A 20,006-nucleotide genomic window follows, 5' to 3' on the forward strand; every position below is an offset into this window, starting at 1 on the left:
CGTGGCACAGTGGAGAGGTCGGTGCCCCTTAGAGTGGGGCCCCGATTCCCCCGCTGGGGGCACGACGAAAGGACGAGCATGGGCCTGCTGAGCGACATCCGTTCGCCCAAGGACGTCCGGGCGATGACGCCCGGTCAGATGCCGGAGCTCGCCGAGGAGATCCGCGGATTCCTCGTGGAGAGCGTCTCGCGCACGGGCGGCCACCTCGGCCCCAACCTCGGCGTCGTCGAGCTGACGATCGCGATGCACCGGGTCTTCGACTCGCCGCGCGACTCCATCGTGTTCGACACCGGCCACCAGGCCTACGTCCACAAGCTGCTCACCGGCCGCCAGGACTTCTCCGAGCTGCGCAAGCGTGGCGGCATGTCGGGCTACCCGAGCCGCGTCGAGTCCCCGCACGACATCGTCGAGAACTCCCACGCCTCTACCGCCCTGTCCTGGGCCGACGGCATCGCCAAGGCCAACCAGGTGCGCGGCAAGGACGACCACGTGGTCGCCGTCATCGGCGACGGCGCCCTCACCGGCGGCATGGCCTGGGAAGCGCTGAACAACATCGCCGAGAGCCGCGACCGCAAGCTCGTGGTCGTCGTCAACGACAACGGCAGGTCGTACTCACCGACCATCGGCGGGCTCGCCAACCACCTCGACACGCTCCGCACCACCAGCGGCTACGAGGCGTTCCTCAGCTGGGGCACGCGTGCCCTGCACCGCTCCGGCCCGCCCGGACGCTTCGCGTGGCGCTGGCTGCACGGGCTGAAGAAGGGCCTCAAGGACGTCGTGGCACCGCAGGGCCTGTTCGAGGACCTGGGCATCAAGTACATCGGCCCCGTCGACGGCCACGACACCGAGGCCCTCGAACGGGCGCTCGGCCGCGCCAAGGCGTTCGGCCGCCCCGTGATCGTGCACGCGATCACCGAGAAGGGCCGCGGCTACACCCCCGCGGAGGAGGACATCGCGGACCGGTTCCACTCCGTCGGCGCGATCCACCCGGAGACCGGGCTGCCGGTCGCCCCCAGCCGGTTCGGCTGGACCAAGGTCTTCGCGGACGAGATCGTGCAGATCGGGCGCCGCCGGTCCGACGTCGTCGCCATCACCGCCGCCATGCTGCACCCCGTGGGGCTCGCACCGTTCCAGCAGCAGTTCCCGGAGCGCACCTTCGACGTCGGTATCGCCGAGCAGCACGCCGCGACGTCGGCCGCCGGCATGGCCTACGCCGGGCTGCACCCCGTCGTCGCCGTCTACGCCACCTTCCTGAACCGGGCGTTCGACCAGGTGCTCATGGACGTGGCGCTGCACAAGGCAGGCGTCACCTTCGTCCTGGACCGTGCCGGCATCACCGGCGACGACGGCGCCAGCCACAACGGCATGTGGGACATGGCGATGCTGCGGATCGTGCCAGGCCTGCGCCTCGCCGCCCCGCGCGACGAGACGACCCTGCGCGCCGCCCTGCGCACGGCGGTCGACGTCGACGACGCGCCCACGGTGGTCCGCTACCCCAAGGGCGCGCTCGGCGACGACATCCCGGCCGTCGAGGAGCTCGACGGCGTCGACGTCGTGGGACGGTTCGAGGCGGTCTTGACCCGCTCGACCGGCGGGGCCGCGCGGCGGGTGCTCGTGGTCGGCGTGGGCTCCATGGCCCGCTGCGCGATGGAGACCGGCGCGGCGCTCGCGGCACACGGCGTCGAGGTCACCGTCGCGTCGCCGACCTGGGTGCTGCCGGTCCCGGAGAACCTGGTCAAGCTGTGCGGGGAGCACGACGTCGTGGTCACGCTGGAGGACGGCGTGGTCGACGGCGGCGTGGGCGACATGCTGGCCCAGCGCGCGGGGGAGCAGGGCATCGCCACGCCGCAGGTGCACATGGGCCTCCCGGTGGCCTTCCTCGACCACGCGAGCCGTGACCACATCGTCACGGCGCAGCGGATGACCGCCGCGGACGCCACGCGCGACGCGCTGGCGGCGCTCGCGCTGCTGTGACGGTCCGCGTCCGGCGAGGCGTGTGAGACTGCGAGGGTGACGGGCACAGGGACTGCTGCAGGGACCGGCGCGCCGCGCTCGGTCGGTGTCGAGGAAGAGCTGATGCTGGTGGGGCAGGACGGGACCGCGGTCCCGCGAGCCCACGCCGTGCTCGGCAGCGCCGAGCCAGGGGACGGTCCGCTCGAGCACGAGCTCATGGAGGAACAGCTCGAGACCGCCACGCCACCGCGGTCCACGCTCGAGGAGATCGCCGCGGCGATCCGGGAGGGCCGGGCCGGCGCGCAGGCCGCCGCCGACCGGCACGGCGCCCGTGTCGCGGCGCTCGCCACGTCGCCGCTGGCCTTCGACGGTACGACGGTGGACAAGCTCCGCTACCTCGCCGCGCGGGCCGAGTTCGGCCTGACCGCCCGCGAGCAGCTCACCAGCGGGTGCCACGTGCACGTCGCGGTCGCGGACGACGCCGAGGGCGTCGCCGTGCTGGACCGCATCGGCCCGTGGCTCGCGCCGCTGCTGGCGCTGTCGGTGAACTCGCCCTACTGGATGGGCGTGGACTCCGGGTACGCGAGCTTCCGGTCCCAGGTCTGGTCGCGCTGGCACACGGCCGGCCCGACGCGGCACTTCGGCACCCCGGAGGCCTATCACGCGGCGGTCGAGGCGCTGGTCGCGACCGGCACCATCCTCGACGAGGGGATGGTCTACTTCGACGCCCGCCTGTCGGCCCGCTATCCCACCGTGGAGATCCGGGTCGCGGACGTGTGCCTCTCCGCGGACACCGCCACGCTGCTGGCCGCGCTGGCCCGCGGGCTCGTGGAGACGGCGGCACGCGCTGCGGGCTCCCCGGCGCCCGACGTGCCCACCGAGATCCTGCGCACCGCGCTCTGGCGCGCCGGGCGTTCCGGCCTCGGCGGCGACCTCGTCGACCCCCGGACCTGGCGGCCGGCTCCCGCGCACGACGTCGTCGGGGCGCTGGTGGACCACGTCCGCGAGGCGCTGGTGGACGCGGGCGACCTGGACGCCGTCACCGACCTGCTGGGCGGGCTCTGGTCCGGTGGGGACGGGGCGTCGCGGCAGCGTTCCTGGGCGGCCGAGACGGACGGTGACCTCGCTGCGGTCGCACGGCGCGCGGCGGACGCGACGCTGGAGTGAACCGGCGCCGGAGCGGCCCCGCAAGCAGCGCTCACCAGTAGTTTCCGGCCACGTCCCTTGCGGGCCTGCGCGGCTCGTTGACGAGCACGGCGGGGTCGCAGCCGAACAGCTCGGCGATCACGCCGACCTGATCCAGCGTCCAGGGAGTCCGGCCGCGGAACCGGTCGGAGACCGCTGCTTTGGACAGGCCGACCTCGGCCGCGATCTGCTGCTGGCTGAGGCCCCGGCGGGCGGCCTCGAACCGGATGGCCGCCGCGCACAGACGGGCGAGCCCGTCGCGCTTCAGCGTGGGGGCCGGCCGCGGCCGGATCGGTGTGCCGTCGTCGTCGATGTCGGGATCCATGGTGCCGTCGAACAGCGGGTCGGGATCCAGCGGGTCGTAGTTGGTGCGCGCCATGCGACCAGCGTGGTATCTACGGCGACCGACGGTCCGCGGCCGTCCACAGGGCTGGAGGTCTGGCCCACCGTGCGGGTGGACCAGACCCGGGCGACGGGTGCCGGGTGCCGGGTGCCGTGAATTTCGTTCATCCGAGCCCTGGCAAGTTCGCACTGGCTGAACTGGTCAGCCGTGCTGAACTGCGCCGGGCTCACGTGAACGAAATCGGCCTCACCTGGCACCCTCGCCCCGTGTCTACCGCACCCGTCTGGTCCGGTGGCTCGATCGCCAGGGGACCGTTCGGCCCTTCCGCGGTCACCGCGGTGCTCGTCTCGAGAGCGATGGCGTCGCTGCCCGCCGTCGACCGCGCGCCGCACCGCGCAACCGGCCGTCAGCCGTAGATGGTCTCGGCGTACCGGGGGCCGTAGTGTGCCTCGACCTCTGCGAGGGTGTGTTCCGGACGCTCCAGGGTGTGGGCGAGCACGGCGCGGCGGGGCACCGTCTCCGTGTCCCAGGTCTCGGGGTCCCAGGCCTTCGCGCGCAGGAACGCCTTGGAGCAGTGGTGGAAGACCTCCTGGATGTCGACCTCGAGCGCCAGCACGGGGAGGTTGCGGCGTACCTGGAGCTCGGCGAGGTACGGGGCGTCGCGCACGATCCGGGCGGAGCCGTTGACCCGCAGCGTGTCGCCGCGGCCGGGGATCACGAAGATGAGTCCCACGTGCGGGTTGGTGAGCACGTTGAGGTACCCGTCCGTGCGGCGGTTGCCAGGACGCTCGGGGATCGCGATGGTGCGCTCGTCCAGGACGCGCACCAGGGACCCCGCCGGGTCGCCCTTGGGGGAGACGTCGAGGTTGCCCTCGCCGTCCGAGGTCGCGACCAGGCAGAGCGGCGACGCCTCGAGCCACTGCCGGTCGAGGTCGTGCAGCGCGGCGCGCACCTTGCCCGCGGCCGTGCTCAGCGGCGGCGGGATGATCTCGCGGAGCTCTTCGACGGTGGTCACCGGGGTCCCGCCGAACCTGCTCGGCTCGCTGCTCAGCTGGTTGGTCATGGCCCCAACATAAACCGGGGCCGACCGCGCCGACCAGTGAACGGTGCGTACGCCGCGAATGGGGCATGTCAGACCATCCGGGTACGCTCGCAGCGCCATGACCGAGCAGACGACCCTCCCCAGCCCAGCAGGTGCCCCGGCCCGCTCGTCGCGGCCCTGGAAGGCCCGCGCGGCCCGGCGCGTCGTGGAACGGGCACAGGCCCTGCTCGACGACGCACGGCTCCTCACCACCGCCGACACCGGTCTGCGCGAACGCGTCCGGGACGCATACACGGCCACGCGCGAGGTGCGCGTCCACGCCGATCTCCGCACCGTCGGCGTCCCGGCGCTGGAGGACCGGCGCAAGAAGCTGCGGGTGGCCGTGCTGGAGAAGGCCGGGTTCAAGAACGTCACGCAGGTGCTCGTCGCGGGCACCGACCGGCTCGTCGAGGCGGGCATCGGCGCCGGGACCGCGAAGCTCGCCACCTCCGCGGCCCGCGAGCTGGCCGACGAGGTCGACGCCGACCTGCGGTTCCGCATCGACGTCGACCCGGGCGACCCGTACGCCACCGTGCTCGTCCAGGCCCTGTACGCCTTCGGGCTGGCCACCGACGCCCGCCACCGGCACCTCGACGAGGCGCGCCGCCTCACCGCCGCCGTGCCCGGCGAGCTGGAGCCCGCCGGTGTCGCGACGAGCGTCTGGCGGCGCCTCGTGGCGTCCGCCGACCGCCGGGCAGCGGCCCTCGAGGCGGTCTCCGCGCTCGCCGAGCAGCTGGCGGGCGCGCGGCTGACGGACGACGCACGGGCGGTGCGCGCCGCCGTCGGGCAGCCGCCGGAGCCCGCCGAGGTGTGGACGGACTTCGAGGCCCGGTCTGCCGAGTACTACGGCCTGCTGTCGCAGGTCGTGGACCTGGGCGACGACCACGAGGCCGCCGAGGGCGGCCTGCCCGCCGACGTCGTGCGGCGGGTCGAGGCGCAGCCGCTGGACCGCAGCCTGCTGCGCGCCAACCTGCGCGGCTACCAGCAGTTCGGCGCGAAGTACGCACTGGTCCAGCGCCGCACGATCCTCGGCGACGAGATGGGGCTCGGCAAGACCATGCAGTCCATAGCCGTGGCCGCGCACCTCGTGGCCACCGGCGGCACGCACGTGCTGGTGGTCTGCCCGGCGAGCGTCGTCACCAACTGGAAGCGCGAGGTGGAGCAGCACTCCGGCCTCACCGCGGTGGTGATGCACGGCACCGACCGTGAACACGCCGCCTCCGCCTGGCTCGCCGGCGGAGGCGTGGCGATCACGACCTTCGAGGTGCTCGGGCGGCTCGACCTCCCGTACGACCTGACCCCGGCGCTCCTGGTCGTGGACGAGGCGCACTACGTGAAGAACCCCGAGACCATCCGCGGCCGCGAGGTGCGCCGCTGGGCCGACCGGTCGGACCGCGTCCTGTTCCTGTCCGGCACACCGATGGAGAACAAGGTCGCCGAGTTCAAGAACATGGTCGGCTACCTGCAGCCCGAGGTCGCCGGGCAGCTCGACCCGCACGCCGGCCTGTCCGGTGCGAAGGCCTTCCGCCGGATCGTCGCGCCGGCCTACCTGCGCCGCAACCAGGAGGACGTGCTCACCGAGCTGCCCGAGATGGTGCAGGTCGAGGAGTGGGAGCAGTTCGGCCCGGCCGACGGCGCGGCCTACCGCGACGCCGTCCTGGCCGGAAACTTCATGGCGATGCGGCGGGCCGCGTTCGCCGTGTCCGACGCCGCGGAGTCCGCGAAGCTGGTCCGCCTGCGCGAGCTCGTCACGGAGGCGGTCGACGGCGGCCGCCGCGTCATCGTCTTCTCCTACTTCCTGTCCGTCCTGGAGCAGGTCATGGACCTGCTCGGCGACCTGGCAGTCGGACCCCTGACCGGATCGGTACCCGTACCCGAACGACAGACCATGGTGGACGCCCTCTCCGAACCCGGCGGCCCGTCGGTGCTGGTCAGCCAGATCACCGCCGGGGGTGTCGGGCTCAACGTGCAGGCCGCCAGCGTCGTCGTCTTCTGCGAGCCACAGGTCAAGCCCACCATCGAGGCGCAAGCCGTCGCGCGCGCCCACCGCATGGGCCAGACCCGCACCGTCCAGGTGCACCGGCTCCTGGTCGAGCACTCCGTGGACCAGCGGATGATGGAGATCCTCGGCTCCAAGTCGGCGCTGTTCGAGGAGTTCGCCCGCCAGTCCGAGATCACCGACGCGTCGCCGTCGGCCGTGGACGTCGCCGCACCGTCCGAGACCTCGCTGTCCCGGACGATCCTCGCCGAGGAGCAGGAACGCCTCAGCCGCACACCATGACCGGGGCGGCGGCAACCCGTATGGCTGTGATAGCCGGTTCGATCGGGACTGCGGTTCACTGACGTCGTGTCCAGGTCCATGTCACCCGGTGCCGCCGTCACACACGCCGTGTCGCCCGGGCGGCTGCTCGCACCGGCACGACGCATCGTCCCGTTCATCGGACGGACCGCCGAGCTGGCATCGCTCCTCGACTGGTGCACCGGTCCGGAGGCGGTAGCGGTCCGGCTGATCAGCGGCCCGCGCGGCGTCGGAAGGACGCGTCTCGCCCGCGAGGTGGCCCAAAGGCTGGCACGGACCGGCTGGACCTGCCTCGACGTGCCCGACGGTGCCGAGCCCACCGCGCTGACCGCCGTGCCCGACGGCGCCCCCGCGCTCCTGGTGATCGACGACGCCGAGACGCGCGGCCCGGCGCTCGCGGAGCTGCTGCGCACGGTGGCACGAGCCCGGGGCGGAGTGCTGCGCGTACTCCTGGTCGCGCGCGGTGCCGGCCAGTGGTTCAGCCGGCTCACCGCCGTCGACCTGGCCGTGCGCGCGCTGCTCGAGCCCGCGCTGGCCGGGGAGGACCTGCGGGCCGAGGTGGTTCCTGGGCAGGTGGACGCGCGGCTGGTGGCGGGGTTCGCGGAGCACTACGCGCGGGTGCTCGGGCTCGCGCCGCCGCGGGTGGCCGTGGCGTCGCTGCCGGGCGGCGGCGCACGGATGCTCGACCTCCACGCGGCAGCACTCTGCGCGGTGCTGCGCGCGCCGGCGCGGCGCCAGGACGCCGTGGTGCCCGTCGACGTGTCCGACGCGCTCGACGAGCTGCTCGAGCACGAGCGCTGGACGTGGTTCCGCTCGGCGGAGCACGCCGGCGTGCTCGGCGAGGCCGGGTTCCTTCCCGAGGCGCTGGACGGGCTGGTCGCGGCGGCGACCCTCACGGGGGTGCGTACGCCGGACGCCGCGGAGCGCCTCGTGCGCGGCGTCGCGGCGGTGCTGCCCGGTGTGCGGCCGGGTGCGGAGGCGGAGGTCGGGCGATGGCTGCTCGACCTCGACCCGCAGCGGGCGCTGCCGGGACGGCTGGTGGACCCCCATCTGCTGGCGGAGCTCACCGGCGCTCCGCGGCTGCTCGGCGCATGCCTGGCCGACGCCGGTGCGGCCTCGGCGCGCCGGGCCGCCCTGCGCGCCGCGGGGCTCGTCGTGGCGGGGCCCGACGAACGGTCGGAAACTTACAGTCCCGCCCTCGACCGGCTCGGCGCAGTGGTCGGCGCTCTCCCGGAGGACCACGACCTGCTGCGTTCCGTCTCCGGAGCCCTTCCGCACCCGTCGCTCGCGCTGGGCGAGCTGCGGGTCGAGCTGACGTTGCGCACCCTCGCCACCACATCGGCCGACCAGGCCGCACGCCGGGCCGAGGCCCTGTGCGACGCCGGTGCAGCGCTCGGCGACGTGGGCCGCACCGCCGAGGCGGAGCAGTACGAGCAGCAGGCCGTCGCACTGCTGCGGACGCTGGCCGAGTCGGATCCGCACCGGTTCCGTCCGCAGCTGGCCGCTCTGCTCGCGCGCCTCGGCGCCACCGTGTCCGCCCTGGCCCGGCCGCACGAGGCGCTGCGGTACGAGGAGGAGGCCGTCGGTCTGCTGCGGCTCCTCGACGCGGACCGCCCCGGCGTGGTCACGCTCGACCTGGCGACGGCGGCCTCGACGCTGGCCGTGCGGCACGCCGAGCTGGGGCTGCCGCCGGACCTGCCCGCACCGGGTGCGGCGGCGGAGACGCTGTGGTGCGCGGCCGCCGGCCGTCATCCGGACCGGTTCGCCCACGGGCTGGCCGTGGTCCTGACGAACGGGGCGCGGCGCCTCCTGGTGCTGGGCCGTGGCGCAGAGGCGCTGCCGGCCGCCGCGGAGGCCCTGGAGATCCGGCGGCGGCTCGCCGCCGCCGATCCGGACGCACACCTGCCGGGCCTCGGTGCCGCGCTGCGCCTTCTGGGCGACGTGCTCACCGACCAGAGTCGGGCCGCGGAGGCGTTGCGGTGTCTCGAAGAGGCCGTCGCGATCAGGCGCCGGATCGCCCAGGAGAACCCGGGCCGGTACCTGGCGGACCTCGCGTGCTCGCTCCAGGCGCTGGGTACCCGGCTCGCGGATCTCGGGAGGTGGGACGAGAGCCTCGGCCTGCAGCACGAGGCGGTGGACGTGTGCCGGCGACTCGCCGCCGACGACCCTCGACGGCACGCCGCCGTGCTGGCGGGAGCGTTGTCGGCGCTCGGTGCCACCTGCTCCGGGCTGGACCGGCCGGAGGACGCCCTCGCCGCGGAACGGGAGGCGGTGCGGACCTGGCGTGAGCTCGTCGGCACGGACCCGCGCCGCTACCGACTGCCGCTGGCACGGTCGCTGCGGAACCTGAGTGCGATCCTCGCGGCCCTCAAGCTGGGCGAGGAGGCGGTGGCACCCGCGAGCGAGGCGGTGGTGCTCCTCCGGAGCCTTGCCGCGGAGCGCCCGGCGACGTACCGCCCACAGCTGGTGGAGGCGCTGCGCGCCCTCGCGCTCGTGCTCCACGACCGGGAGCGGTTCGACGAGGCGCGGCAGGCCAGGTCGGAGGCGGACGAGCGGGAGACCGATGCTTCGACATTATCTAGACTTGACTGATTTATTGCTTTAGCATCGAGTTGCAGATACCAGGTCGTTGTGCGCGAGTCCTGGGGGTGGTTCGTATGCAGGGTTGGGCTCGGGGAAGTCTCTTGGTCGTCGCGCTCGGTGCGATGTCGAATCTTGTCCTGACATTCATTCCCGACGTGATGCCGCAGCGGGTGACGGTCCCGATCGTCTGGTGCACGGCCGTGGCGACCGTGGTCATCGCCGTCGTCTATCTGTTCGAGCAGACGATCGCAGCCCGCCAGCGGGTCGAACGGGAGGCCGAGCTGGAGCGGGCACGGCTGCTGAACGAGCTGCGCCAGTACCGGGGCATCGAGTGGGTGAGCGCCGACCGCGAGCACCGGAACGCGTCGCTCGACATCTGGCGGGCTGCTCGGCGCCAGGTGGTCGTCTTCGGGTTCGGCATGACGAGCGTCGCGCGTGACCCCAACCTGATCTGGGCCATGGTGAACCGGGGCGTGGACGTCGACGTCATCAAGGTCGACCCGGAGTGGCTCGTCGACCACCCCGCGATCGCCGCGACCATCGACGGGTACTACGACCGGGACGAGGCGTTCATCGGACAGGTCCGCCAGGCGCACGACCGGCTGGAGGGGCTGGCCCGCCAGATCAACGCGGAAGGCCGGGGGCAGCTGAACATTCATATGTACCGGACCACCGTCCAGTACAGCGGCTCGATCCGGGACCCCGGTACCGCCGAGGCGTCCGGTTACGTGGAGTTCCACCTCTACCGCAAGTCCATCGAGCGGCTCGGTATCGGGCTGACGCAGTACGAGGACGGTGACGACCTCAACCCACCGATCCTGCACCACGTCCTGCACTCGCTCTCCCTCGCCGTCGGGCACCCGGTGCCGGCTCAGCGCCGCCCGCCGGCCCTGACCCGCGGTGACGAGCGGCAGGCGCTGGGCGGGGACGCCGAGCGTCCGGGGCCCACCGCGTGACGGGCCGGCGGGCTTCGCCCGTCCACCGCGAGGTGTGGCACGATCCAGTGCGTGTCCCTGGAGCGCATTGCCCTGATCAGCGACGTGCACGGTAACCTCACCGCGCTCGACGCGGTACTCGACGACATCGGGTCGCGTGGGGTCGATCAGATCATCAACCTCGGCGACTTCGTCGGAAAGGGACCGCGAGGCAGCGCTGCGGTCGATCGGTGCGGCGCCGAGTGCGACGTCAACATCCGCGGCAACTGGGACGATCATCTGCCGGTGTGGAGCGACGAGTCGGCGACCGAGATGATCTGGTGGCGCAACGAGCTGCGCCAGGACCAGCGGGACTGGCTGAAGGCGCTGCCGCTGAGCCACGACCTCCTGGTCAGCGGACGGCGGATCCGGCTGTTCCACGCTTCCGCGACGAGCCCGCACGTGCGCGTGCATGCCAGGCACGCGGCCGAGGAGTTCGCGGGCATGTTCCGCAACACCGCGATGACGGGTGCGGGCCCGGTGCCGTCGATGGTCGGCTACGGCGACATCCACGACGCCTTCGTCCACGTCGAGCGTGGGCGCACCCTGTTCAACGTCGGCAGCGTGGGCAACCCGTTGGACGAGCCGGTTCCCAGCTACGCGATCCTGGAGGGCGTCGTCGACGAGCCGGGACCCGCTCCGTTCGGGCTGCAGCTCATCCGGGTGCCCTATGACGTCGAGGCGGAGATCGAGGCGGCGGAACGGCTCCGGATGCCGGCTCTGGAGCCGTACGCGGTCGAGCTGCGTACTGCCGTGTACCGGGGGTTCCAGAGGGTGTGATCAGTCCGGCCGGCGCACGACGACGTCGATCCAGAGCTTCCCGTCCGAGTCCGGGTCGACGACGACCCAGGGCTGTACCGGAACCCTGGCACCGTAGACGTCGCGTGCGGCTTCGCCGACGAGCCAGACGAAGTACTCGAGCGTGTAGTGGTTCCGCCACCGGCGCGTCACCCGGCCGTCCAGGCCCGCCTTGATCTCGAGGCCCTGCCGGTTCGAGAGCGCGGCGGTGGTGGAGATCAGTGCGGTCCCGCCCGGGGCGACGTGGGCGAGGACCTTGTGCACGGCCTCGTCGTCCGCCTCGGGCGGGAAGAGGTGGACGAACGCGGTGGCAAGCACGAGGTCGAACGACGTGCCGTCGAGCGGCACGTCCGTCCCGGCCTCGTCGACGTACCGGCCCGCCAAGAACTCGCCGTGCAGCAGCGCCGGCTTGTTCGGCAGGGTCGGGTCCTCCGTCAGCTGCCGGGCGGCAGCGATCATGGACGCGGAGAAGTCGACGCCGGTGACGACGTAGCCCAGCGCGGACAGGACCCGGGAGTGGGTGCCGTCCGCGCAGCCGATGTCCAGCGCCGTGGGACGAGCGCCGGCACTCGTCCGCGGAAGTCGCTGGAGCAGCCATTTTTTGGCGTTCTCTTGACGAACCTCTGCGGTGCCCTTGTAGGTGCTGGCAAGGGCATCATATGCGGCGCGATTGATGTCAAGAATGGACTGCAGGTCAGGAGAGGTGGCACTGCCGGCTGGAATCAGTACGGGCTCTGCGGACGGCGTGGCCATCCATCCCCCTCGCGCGCGATGGATCGTTTCGATCCGCCAATTGACAGGAAAACCGCCGCGCCCAGATGGGCCGGCGGAATGGCACCAATCGTGTCACACCTTGCCCGCCCGCGCGTTCACGCTCTCCGGGTGTGCGAGATCAATTACCGCGACGGACGTTGTCACGGAGAAAAGAATCACCGTCGGATATCAAAACTCGCACCGATTCGACTGGACTCCGGCCGCGTCGACGCGCAAGACTGAGCGTGTGAACGAAATCACATTGGAAGCAGGAGTCAGCAGCCCGGACCACGATCTGACCGCGCTCGAAGCGGCGCGGTTGCTGGGGGTGTCGAAGCTGCACGTCATCGATCTTCTCGAGGCAGGTGAGATCGACTATCACATGGTCGGGGCGGACCTCATGTTCAACGCAGCAGAGATCGCGTCCTACAAGTCGGACCGTGAGCACCGCGACTCGGAGTCCCTCGTATCCGCATGACCCCCGCGCGGCGGGCGCCCTGGCGCTTCCGCTGACGCAGTGCGTGTGCTTCGCGTACCGGCGGCGCCGCGCACCCTGATGCCTGAGCGCACGTTCGTCACCGGAGAACGTGCGCTCTTGTCATGTCCGGGCTTCAGCCGGGTCAGACCCAGCCCAGCGGCGCCAGGTCGCGAGGGCCGTCGGCGATCAGCCTCTCGATGGTCTCGGCGGCAACAGGCCGCCCGCCCCAGGCATCGACGCCGACGTTGATCTGGCGCCCGCGCTGCCGCCACGTGTCGTGCACGTGGCCGTGCACCACCCACCCGCCGTCGTCCACCGGCCGGTACTCGACGAACCGGTCCGCCCCGTGCGAGTCGCCCTCGAACGGGAAGTGCGACAGCGCGGCGCGCTGCCCGCCCACGGACACCGGACCGGGCCGGTCGTTGATCTCCGCGAAGCCTGCGGCCAGGTACCGCTGCCGAGCTGCCGTCCGACGCCGCTCGCGGGCCTCCGGATCGCCCTTGCGCAGGGCGCGATCGCCCTCCCAGCAGCGGTCGTGGTTGCCCGGCACCAGGATCTTGCGCCCGGCCAGCCGGCCGATGCCGGCCAGCGACTCGCCGAGGGCGCCGAGGGCCACGTCGCCCAGCACCCAGACGGTGTCGTCGTCGGTGACCGTGTCGTTCCAGAGCTGCACGAGCCGGGCGTTCATCGCGGGGACGCCGGGGAACGGGCGGTCGCAGAACCGAATGATGTTCAGGTGTCCGAAATGTTGGTCGGACGTGTAGTACGTAGTCATGTCGGAAGGTATTCAAGCGGCTCCGCCCGGCCGAGGAAAGGGAATTCGGCGCGGGCGGACGGCGGAGGGTGGGATGGGCCATGATCGGCGGGTGGACCTCGCCGTGGATCTGAGTCAGCGCACCGGGCGTACCGACGCCATCTATCGCGCGCTGCACACGGCACTGACCTCGGGCAGGGTGCGGGCGGGGGAGCAGCTCCCCTCGACCCGGGTGCTCGCCGACGACCTCGGCGTCTCGCGCGCGAGCGTCGCCACCGCCTACGAGCGGCTCGTCGCGGAGGGCTTCCTGGAGGCGCGGACCGGATCCGGCACGTTCGCCACGGCAGCCGCGAGCGACACGCCCCCCGCACCGCGTCGGGGGCCGAGCGCTCTGCGCCCGCGCGCGGGCTGGCGCTGGACCGCTCGCCCGACGAGCGGCGACGTGCCCGTCCCCACGTACGACTTCCGGGTGGGCATCCCGGACGCGAGCCTCTTTCCGTTCGACACCTGGCGCCGCCTGCTGGCCGCGGAGTCGCGCTCGGGCGGACCCGCCGCCGGCGCCTATGGCGGCCCGGCGGGACTGCCGCGGTTCCGGGCGGCGGTCGCCCGCTACGTGGCCGGCTCCCGCGGCGTCCACGCGGGGCCCGACGACGTGATCGCGACGACCGGCGCGCAGCAGGCGCTCGACCTCGTGGCGCGGGTGCTGCTCGAGCCCGGGGACGTCGTGGCGATGGAGGACCCTGGCTACCCGGACGCGCGTGAGCTCTTCGCGCTGCACGGCGCGCGCGTGGTGCCGGTGCCGGTCGACGCGGAAGGCATCGTCGTCGACCGGATCCCGACCCAGGCCCGGCTCGTGTACACGACCCCGTCGCACCAGTTCCCCCTGGGGATGCCGCTGTCGCTCGCCCGGCGCCGTGCGCTCCTGGCGCACGCGGCGCGGCACGGGGCTGCGGTGGTCGAGGACGACTACGACAGCGAGTTCCGCCGTGCCCGCCGTCCGCTGGAGTCGTTGCAGGCTCTCGACCGGGAGGGGCACGTGGTCTACGTCGGCACGTTCTCGAAGTCGCTGCTGCCAGGCCTGCGGGTGGGGTACCTGGTGGCGCCGGCGTCGCTGCGCGACGCCCTGCTCGCGGCCCGGCAGCTCACCGACGGCCACGGGGCCGTGCACGTGCAGGGCGCGCTCGCCCGCTTCATCGACGACGGCCTGCTGGCCCGGCACGTCCGGAAGGCGTCCGCGCACTACGCGGAGCGGCACGACATCCTGCTGGACGCCCTGGGCGGGCTCCCGGTCGAACCCGTCCCGACGGCGGCAGGGCTGCACGTCGCGGCCCATCTGCCGGACGACGCCCCGGTCGGCGCGCGGACGCTGGCGAACCGCGCCCGACGCCGGTCGGTCGCCGTCGAGCCCCTTGCCGCCTTCGCGGTCGGTGCCCACCGTGACGGGGTGGTGCTCGGGATCGGTGGTGCGGTCACGAGCTCGATCCGGCCAGGCATTCAGGCGCTGGGTCGTCTGCTGGCACCGTGACGGGGGTCGCGGTCCGGGCCCGGCGCCGGCGCCAGGTCGACCAGGCGAGTCCGCCCAGTGCGGCGAGCAGCGGACCCGTCATGTGCGGTCCCGTCATGACGAGCAGGCCGAGCGCGGCCAGCAGCGACACGGCCGCGCACCACCAGGCGATGCCCCCGCGAGGCAGGAGGCGCAGGGCCGCGGCCGCACCCACCAGGTAGAGCAGCGAGAACGTGGCGGAGGCCATGGGGACCACTGCGTCGGTGGGCAGGCGCAGGGCGGCCAGCACCGCGGTCGTACCGACGGCCAGCGTGGTGAGCAGGGCCAGCGACCGGCGGGGCGGCCGGTCCGGCCGGGCGGCGAGCCACCGGGGAAGGCCGCCGTCCCGGGCGAGCGCGGCGCCGATCCGGCTGCCGCCCGCGAAGTAGACGTTGATCGCGCCGACGGTCAGCAGCACGGCCAGCACCGTGGTCACGGGCCGGGCGGGCTCGCCGAACCCGAGCACGAGCAGGTCAGAGAGCGGTGCGGGCCCCGGAGCGGGACCGAGCGCCGTGACCGTGGCGAAGGCGACCCCCAGGTAGAGCGCGCCCACGACGGCCACGGCGATCGCCGTGGCGCGGGGGATGTCGCGGGCGGGCCGGCGGTACTCGGCCGACAGCGAGCCCAGGATCTCCCACCCGGCGAAGGCCCAGACCAGCAGTGCAGCCGCCGCGCCGACGGCGCCCCAGCCGTGCGGCGCGAACGGCGTCAGGTGGGCGGGCTGCGCGTGGGGCAGCGACACCACGACGGCAACGGCCAGCAGCAGCGCTACCGCGCCCGCGATCGCGAGCTGCACGGTGCCGGAGACCCGCAGGTCGAACCAGTTCATCGTGGCGCACGCAGCGATGATGGCGAGGGTGGTGGCCAGTGCGGTGGCCGGCCCGCCGCCGGTGGCGTCGGCGACGTAGGCACCGGCGAAGCCCGCGGCGGCGGGGGCACCGGCCGCGATGGTCGCGTAGAAGGCCCAGCCGACCATGGTGGACGCCCGCTCGCCGAACGCGAGGCGGGCGTACGTGGCCACGCCGCCGCCGTCGGGGTGCCGTGCTCCGAGGGCCGCGAACGTCGTGGCGAGCGGGATCGACAGGAGGACGAGTGCCGCCCACGCCACCAGGGAGGCCGGGCCGGCGACGTCGGCGGCGAGGGCGGGGAGCGAGATGACACCGGTGCCGAGCATGGCGCCGAGCGTGAGCGCGGCGCCCTGCGGCACGCTGAGACCGTTCTGCATGGCTCGAGGCTATGCGCCCGGTGGACCGGCGAACGGGCCGATCTCGGGTCAGCCGTTCAGGCCGGTGGCGACCTGTGCCCGCGGGACGGGAACGCGGGCCAGCTCCCGCAGGCGCCGGAGCCCTGCGGTGGTCGCGACGACCACGATCGTGGTCCCGCCGGTCAGGTACCACCCCTCCGACGGCTCGATCGTGCGGCCGCCGCCCCCGCCCCCGAGGTGCTTGGTGCGGATCGCCAGCAGCCGGCTCTTCACCTCGTCGCCGTTCTCCTGGGCGCCGTCGAAGTCGACGGCGGTCGGGTGCATGGTGGCGAGCTCGCTGCCCTCCATGATCATGATCTCGGCGAGCACCAGCACCCGGTCCAGGTACGGCACCGTCGCCTTGACCTCCTGGCCGATCATCGCGGCGGCGAACGACGGCGCGGCGAGGAACGAGGAGCTGAGCCCCACCGAGTCGGGGATCTCGCGCCGGATACGCCGGGACAGGTCCTTGTCGAAGACGCGCAGGACCGTCCGCAGCCGGCGCGGCCCGTCCTTGGACCGGGGGATCGACCGGGCGGCGAAGCCGATACCGATGGTCGTGGCGCCGCCGCTCGTGACCACCACGATGGCCTGGGCAGCATCCACGTACGCGGCGCGCAGGGTCGCCGCCCGGCGGGCGTCACCGATCACGACGGGGACGTCGCGGGCGCGGGCGACCGCTATGCCGCGCGCCGACTCGTCGAAGTCCACGGCGACCACCGGCACGCCGCGCCGGTCCAGGGACCGCACGATGCGGGTGCCGAGGTCGCCGAGCCCCACGACCACCACGTGGTCGGCCATGGGGTGCAGCGGAGACCCCGTGTCGAGCAGCCGCTGGGTGCGCACCACGCCGTCGACCACCACACCGGCGACCCAGGGGATGACGGCGACGCTCACGATCGTCAGGGCGACCTGGGTGACCTTGACCACCGGGTTCGCCTCGTGGTCCGGGTCGCTGCCGGCCAGGGACGGCAGCACCGCCTCGTACAGCGCGCCGGCCCACGACGAGCCGGTGGCGAGCCGGATCGTCACGGCACCGATCAGGACGACCACGAGCAGGACGCCCGCCGCGAGCAGCAGGTTCCAGCCCGAGGTGATCGCGAGGGTGCGGAGGTACTCGCCGAACCGGCGCCGACGGTGGGGGTCCACCTCGTCCTCGTCGGGCTCGAGGTCGGCCTTGATCTCCGGCAGCACGTCCTCCTCGGCGGCGTCCGCGAGATGCACCTTCGGCCGGAGGTCCTTCAGGTCCTCCGCGCTCGGCAGCGCCGTGACGGTGCCGTCCTTCGCGGTCGCGAACAGGACCATGCGGGTCGACAGCTCGGTCTCGCCGTCCGCGACGGCGACCAGGCGGCGGTGCTGCACGGGGAGACGGATGAGGCGCCGCAGCGCCGCGCCGACGATCTCGGGGGCCGCGAACGCCGAGGCGGATAGGACGGTGCAGTGGTCGCGCTCCAGGTGCCGGCCGAGCGACCCGTCGAAGATCCGGACCACGACGTGCAGCTCCGGCCAGGCCTCGCGGAGCAGCAGGGCGAGGGCGACGTTGCCGCCGTCGTCCTGGTGCACGAGCGCCGCGGCCGCCGCGCGGTCCGCACCCGCGTCGGTGAGGACCTCCTCGTCGATGCGTCCCGCCTCGAGCAGGGTGACCCCGTCGACGGCGCTCATCTCCTGCGCGTACCGGGAGGTGGCGTCCGGGACGATCACGGTCACGGTGCCCTTGAACCGCGTGCTGAGCGCACGCGTCAGGCGGTAGGCAAGAGGGTTGTCGCCGATGACGACGTAGTGCGCGTGGGTGCCTTGCCCGGCGTCTGTCATGTTCGAAGAGCGTAGCGGGACCCCCCGACAACGAGCACGCGAGTTTGCGTGCTCGTCGCCGGAGGGTCCCGGGTGGAGCTCAGCTGCTCCGGCTCGTCAGGCGGGGACGTTCGCCACGCCGTCGGGCAGGAACCGCTTGCCCAGCACCTTCTCGCTGTAGCCCGTGCGGTCCAGGTACGGCGTGATGCCGCCCGTGTGGAATCCCCAGCCGGCGCCGAGGATCATCGCGAGGTCGATCTGCTCCGGGCCGGGCACGACGCCCTCGTCCAGCATGAGACCGATCTCGGTGGTCAGCGCCGTGAGCACCGAGTCGAGCACGCCGTCGGCGTCGAGCACGCTCTCGCCGCGCCGGCCGGGCTCGCCCGGGCTCAGCGCCTCGCCGAAGTACGCCTGGATGGCGGGATCGACCGGCTTGGGCAGGCCCTTGGCGGGGGCGTCCAGCACGACCCGGGTGCCGTCCTCGACGATCTTGGCCAGGCCCGGCGACTCCGGGATGCGCTCGCCGAGGTTCTCCCGCAGCGAGGTGAGCACGTGGTGCGCGACCGCGGGACCGACCAGGTCGGTCAGCTCGAAGGTCGGCATCGGGAAGCCGAGCGGCGCGAGCGCCCGGTCGGCCACCTCGACGGGCGTCCCACCCTCGATGGCGTCCAGGACCTGGCCCATCACGAGGAGCAGCAGGCGGTTGACGATGAAGCCGGGGCGGTCGGCCGACATGATCGCCGTCTTGCGGAGCTTCTTGGTGATCGCGAACGCGGTGGCGAGCGCCTCGTCGGAGGTCTGCTCGGCGTTGATCACCTCGACCAGCGGCATCTGGGCCACCGGGTTGAAGAAGTGGATGCCGACCACGCGCTCGGGGTGCGCCAGGTCGGCGGCCATCTCGCTGACCGACAGCGCGGAGGTGTTGGTCGCCAGGATCGCCTCGGGGTCGAGGATGCCCTCCAGCTCGGCGAACACCTTCTTCTTGAGCGCCATGACCTCGGTGACGGCCTCGATCACGAAGTCGCACGAGGCGAACTCGTCGATGTCCGTGGTGCCGGTCACCGACGCGACGATGCGGTGGGCCGCGTCGGGCGCCAGCCGCCCACGGGAGGCCAGCTTCTCGGCGGTCTCACGCACGAACGCCAGGCCCTTGTCCACGCGCTCCTGGTCCAGGTCGCGCATCACGACCGGGACGCCGAGGCGCTGCGCGAAGAGGAACGCCATCTGCGCGGCCATCAGGCCGGCACCGACGACGCCGACGCGCGTGACGGGCCGGGCCAGCTTCGGGTCCGGCGCGCCCTGCGGCTTCTTGCCGCCACCGACGAGGTTGAACGCGTAGATGCTGGCACGCATCTCGTCGGACATGATCAGGTCCGCGAGGGCCTGGTCCTCCGCGGTGAACGCGTCCGCCCTGGTCGCGTTCCGGGCGCCGGCGAGGAGCTCCAGCGCGCGGTGCGGGGCGGGGCGCGAGGTGCCGACGACGGCGTCGAGCCGGTCCTTCGTCGCGGAGACGACCGCGTCCCACACGGGCTGCGGGTCGAGCTCGCGGCGCGGGACCTCGACCTCGCCCGTGACCACCTTGGCGGCCCAGACGATGGACTGCTCCAGGAAGTCGGCGGCCTCGAACAGCTCGTCGACCAGGCCGATCTGCAGGGCCTCGGCGGGCTTGTACGGCTTGTTCGCCGCCGGCCGCGTGAGGATGACCTCGACCGCCTTCTCGATGCCGACGAGGCGGGGCACCAGGTAGGCGCCGCCCCAGCCCGGGATGAGGCCGATGCCGGTCTCGGGGAGTCCGAGCGCGGCGGCGTCGGACGCCACGGTGCGGTAGTCGCAGTTCAGCGCGACCTCGAGGCCGCCGCCCAGCGCCAGGCCGTTGACGAACGCGAAGGTCGGCACACCGGTCGTCGCGCGCAGGTCGCCGAGGATCGTGTAGGCGGCGTGGCCCATGCGGCCCAGCTCGAGGGCCTCGTCGTGGTTGCCCACGGAGGTGATGCCCTTGAGGTCCGCGCCGGCCGCGACGAAGTAGGGCTTGCCCGTGACGCCGACGGCCGCGATCTCGCCGGCCTCGGCGCGTGTGCGGACCACCTCGAGGGCTGCCTTGAGCTCGGCCATGCCGGCCGGCCCGAGGGTGTTCGGCTTCGTGTGGTCGAGGCCGTTGTCGAGCGTGACCAGCGCGAGGGTGCCGGCGCCGCCGGGCATCCGCACGTCGCGGACCAGGGAGTGGGTGA

General features: G+C 73.0%; 16 protein-coding genes. 9 read left to right on the forward strand and 7 right to left on the reverse strand.

The genetic code is table 11. The annotated features are described in order from the left end of the window. The first annotated feature begins 78 nt into the window (after positions 1–78). Together dxs and ACFSL2_RS00310 are read left to right on the forward strand one after the other, a co-directional pair. Entirely contained in the window at positions 79–1,974 is a 1,896-nt protein-coding gene (gene dxs, locus ACFSL2_RS00305) for a 1-deoxy-D-xylulose-5-phosphate synthase (RefSeq protein WP_377195955.1), read from the forward strand. Positions 1,975–2,010: 36 nt separating this feature from the next. Beyond that, positions 2,011–3,120: a carboxylate-amine ligase gene (locus ACFSL2_RS00310; RefSeq protein ID WP_377195956.1), complete on the forward strand. Its 1,110-nt coding sequence runs from the start codon at positions 2,011–2,013 to the stop codon at positions 3,118–3,120. Between the two features lie 31 nt (positions 3,121–3,151). On the opposite strand, the gene ACFSL2_RS00315 is transcribed toward ACFSL2_RS00310, so the two are convergent. Further along, entirely contained in the window at positions 3,152–3,517 is a 366-nt protein-coding gene (locus ACFSL2_RS00315) for a helix-turn-helix domain-containing protein (RefSeq protein WP_377195957.1), read from the reverse strand. Positions 3,518–3,747: 230 nt separating this feature from the next. Between ACFSL2_RS00315 and ACFSL2_RS00320 the strand changes: the two genes are divergently transcribed. Next, entirely contained in the window at positions 3,748–3,897 is a 150-nt protein-coding gene (locus ACFSL2_RS00320) for a hypothetical protein (RefSeq protein WP_377195958.1), read from the forward strand. Here ACFSL2_RS00320 and ACFSL2_RS00325 read toward each other — a convergent pair. Then, the gene (locus ACFSL2_RS00325; RefSeq protein WP_377195959.1) at positions 3,888–4,544 is read right to left on the reverse strand and encodes an MSMEG_1061 family FMN-dependent PPOX-type flavoprotein; all 657 of its coding nucleotides are present in this window, start codon (positions 4,542–4,544) and stop codon (positions 3,888–3,890) included. The two genes, ACFSL2_RS00320 and ACFSL2_RS00325, sit on opposite strands and share 10 nt — an antisense overlap. Before the next feature lie 97 nt (positions 4,545–4,641). Between ACFSL2_RS00325 and ACFSL2_RS00330 the strand changes: the two genes are divergently transcribed. The 4 genes from ACFSL2_RS00330 to ACFSL2_RS00345 all read left to right on the forward strand — a co-directional run bounded on the left by ACFSL2_RS00330 (position 4,642) and on the right by ACFSL2_RS00345 (position 11,198). Next, complete coding sequence (locus ACFSL2_RS00330) at positions 4,642–6,843, forward strand: DEAD/DEAH box helicase (protein ID WP_377195960.1); 2,202 nt, start codon at positions 4,642–4,644, stop codon at positions 6,841–6,843. Between the two features lie 66 nt (positions 6,844–6,909). Further along, positions 6,910–9,453: a tetratricopeptide repeat protein gene (locus ACFSL2_RS00335; RefSeq protein ID WP_377195961.1), complete on the forward strand. Its 2,544-nt coding sequence runs from the start codon at positions 6,910–6,912 to the stop codon at positions 9,451–9,453. Positions 9,454–9,566: 113 nt separating this feature from the next. Continuing rightward, complete coding sequence (locus ACFSL2_RS00340) at positions 9,567–10,400, forward strand: hypothetical protein (RefSeq protein ID WP_377195962.1); 834 nt, start codon at positions 9,567–9,569, stop codon at positions 10,398–10,400. Positions 10,401–10,451: 51 nt separating this feature from the next. Then, positions 10,452–11,198 carry a metallophosphoesterase family protein gene (locus ACFSL2_RS00345; protein ID WP_377195963.1) on the forward strand — a complete coding sequence of 249 codons (747 nt, stop codon included), beginning with the start codon at positions 10,452–10,454 and terminating at the stop codon, positions 11,196–11,198. On the opposite strand, the gene ACFSL2_RS00350 is transcribed toward ACFSL2_RS00345, so the two are convergent. Continuing rightward, positions 11,199–11,969 (reverse strand): class I SAM-dependent methyltransferase, encoded by a 771-nt coding sequence (locus ACFSL2_RS00350; RefSeq protein WP_377195964.1) that lies wholly within the window; start codon positions 11,967–11,969, stop codon positions 11,199–11,201. It abuts the gene before it with no gap. 247 nt (positions 11,970–12,216) lie between these two features. Here ACFSL2_RS00350 and ACFSL2_RS00355 point away from each other — a divergent pair, with 247 nt between their 5' ends. Then, a complete protein-coding gene (locus ACFSL2_RS00355) occupies positions 12,217–12,447 on the forward strand; it encodes a helix-turn-helix domain-containing protein (protein WP_377195965.1) in 231 nt (76 codons plus the stop codon). A 142-nt stretch (positions 12,448–12,589) separates the two neighbouring features. On the opposite strand, the gene ACFSL2_RS00360 is transcribed toward ACFSL2_RS00355, so the two are convergent. Beyond that, positions 12,590–13,222: a metallophosphoesterase gene (locus ACFSL2_RS00360; protein ID WP_377195966.1), complete on the reverse strand. Its 633-nt coding sequence runs from the start codon at positions 13,220–13,222 to the stop codon at positions 12,590–12,592. A gap of 73 nt (positions 13,223–13,295) precedes the next feature. Here ACFSL2_RS00360 and pdxR point away from each other — a divergent pair, with 73 nt between their 5' ends. Beyond that, positions 13,296–14,726, forward strand: coding sequence for a MocR-like pyridoxine biosynthesis transcription factor PdxR (gene pdxR / locus ACFSL2_RS00365; protein ID WP_377195967.1), 1,431 nt, complete (start codon positions 13,296–13,298; stop codon positions 14,724–14,726). On the opposite strand, the gene ACFSL2_RS00370 is transcribed toward pdxR, so the two are convergent. From ACFSL2_RS00370 to ACFSL2_RS00380, 3 genes are all read right to left on the reverse strand, one after another. Beyond that, positions 14,671–15,969, reverse strand: a complete 1,299-nt coding sequence (locus tag ACFSL2_RS00370) for an APC family permease (protein WP_377195968.1) — start codon at positions 15,967–15,969, stop codon at positions 14,671–14,673. The two genes, pdxR and ACFSL2_RS00370, sit on opposite strands and share 56 nt — an antisense overlap. Positions 15,970–16,017: 48 nt before the next feature. Further along, positions 16,018–17,799, reverse strand: a complete 1,782-nt coding sequence (locus tag ACFSL2_RS00375) for an NAD-binding protein (RefSeq protein WP_377195969.1) — start codon at positions 17,797–17,799, stop codon at positions 16,018–16,020. A 96-nt stretch (positions 17,800–17,895) separates the two neighbouring features. Continuing rightward, entirely contained in the window at positions 17,896–19,977 is a 2,082-nt protein-coding gene (locus ACFSL2_RS00380) for a 3-hydroxyacyl-CoA dehydrogenase NAD-binding domain-containing protein (RefSeq protein ID WP_377200747.1), read from the reverse strand. Positions 19,978–20,006: the final 29 nt, after the last annotated feature.

Source organism: Promicromonospora aerolata (assembly GCF_042682255.1).
In the GTDB taxonomy this organism is placed as follows: Bacteria; Actinomycetota; Actinomycetes; order Actinomycetales; family Cellulomonadaceae; genus Promicromonospora; species Promicromonospora aerolata.

What these genes read in the sequence shown, in the direction of transcription:
- dxs (WP_377195955.1), top strand. Translation starts at nt 79, where the DNA reads ATGGGCCTGCTGAGCGACATCCGTTCGCCCAAGGACGTCCGGGCGATG.
- ACFSL2_RS00315 (WP_377195957.1), bottom strand. Translation starts at nt 3,517, where the DNA reads ATGGCGCGCACCAACTACGACCCGCTGGATCCCGACCCGCTGTTCGAC.
- ACFSL2_RS00325 (WP_377195959.1), bottom strand. Translation starts at nt 4,544, where the DNA reads ATGACCAACCAGCTGAGCAGCGAGCCGAGCAGGTTCGGCGGGACCCCG.
- ACFSL2_RS00330 (WP_377195960.1), top strand. Translation starts at nt 4,642, where the DNA reads ATGACCGAGCAGACGACCCTCCCCAGCCCAGCAGGTGCCCCGGCCCGC.
- ACFSL2_RS00340 (WP_377195962.1), top strand. Translation starts at nt 9,567, where the DNA reads ATGTCGAATCTTGTCCTGACATTCATTCCCGACGTGATGCCGCAGCGG.
- ACFSL2_RS00350 (WP_377195964.1), bottom strand. Translation starts at nt 11,969, where the DNA reads ATGGCCACGCCGTCCGCAGAGCCCGTACTGATTCCAGCCGGCAGTGCC.
- ACFSL2_RS00360 (WP_377195966.1), bottom strand. Translation starts at nt 13,222, where the DNA reads ATGACTACGTACTACACGTCCGACCAACATTTCGGACACCTGAACATC.
- pdxR (WP_377195967.1), top strand. Translation starts at nt 13,296, where the DNA reads ATGGGCCATGATCGGCGGGTGGACCTCGCCGTGGATCTGAGTCAGCGC.
- ACFSL2_RS00370 (WP_377195968.1), bottom strand. Translation starts at nt 15,969, where the DNA reads ATGCAGAACGGTCTCAGCGTGCCGCAGGGCGCCGCGCTCACGCTCGGC.
- ACFSL2_RS00375 (WP_377195969.1), bottom strand. Translation starts at nt 17,799, where the DNA reads ATGACAGACGCCGGGCAAGGCACCCACGCGCACTACGTCGTCATCGGC.
- ACFSL2_RS00380 (WP_377200747.1), bottom strand. Translation starts at nt 19,977, where the DNA reads ATGCCCGGCGGCGCCGGCACCCTCGCGCTGGTCACGCTCGACAACGGC.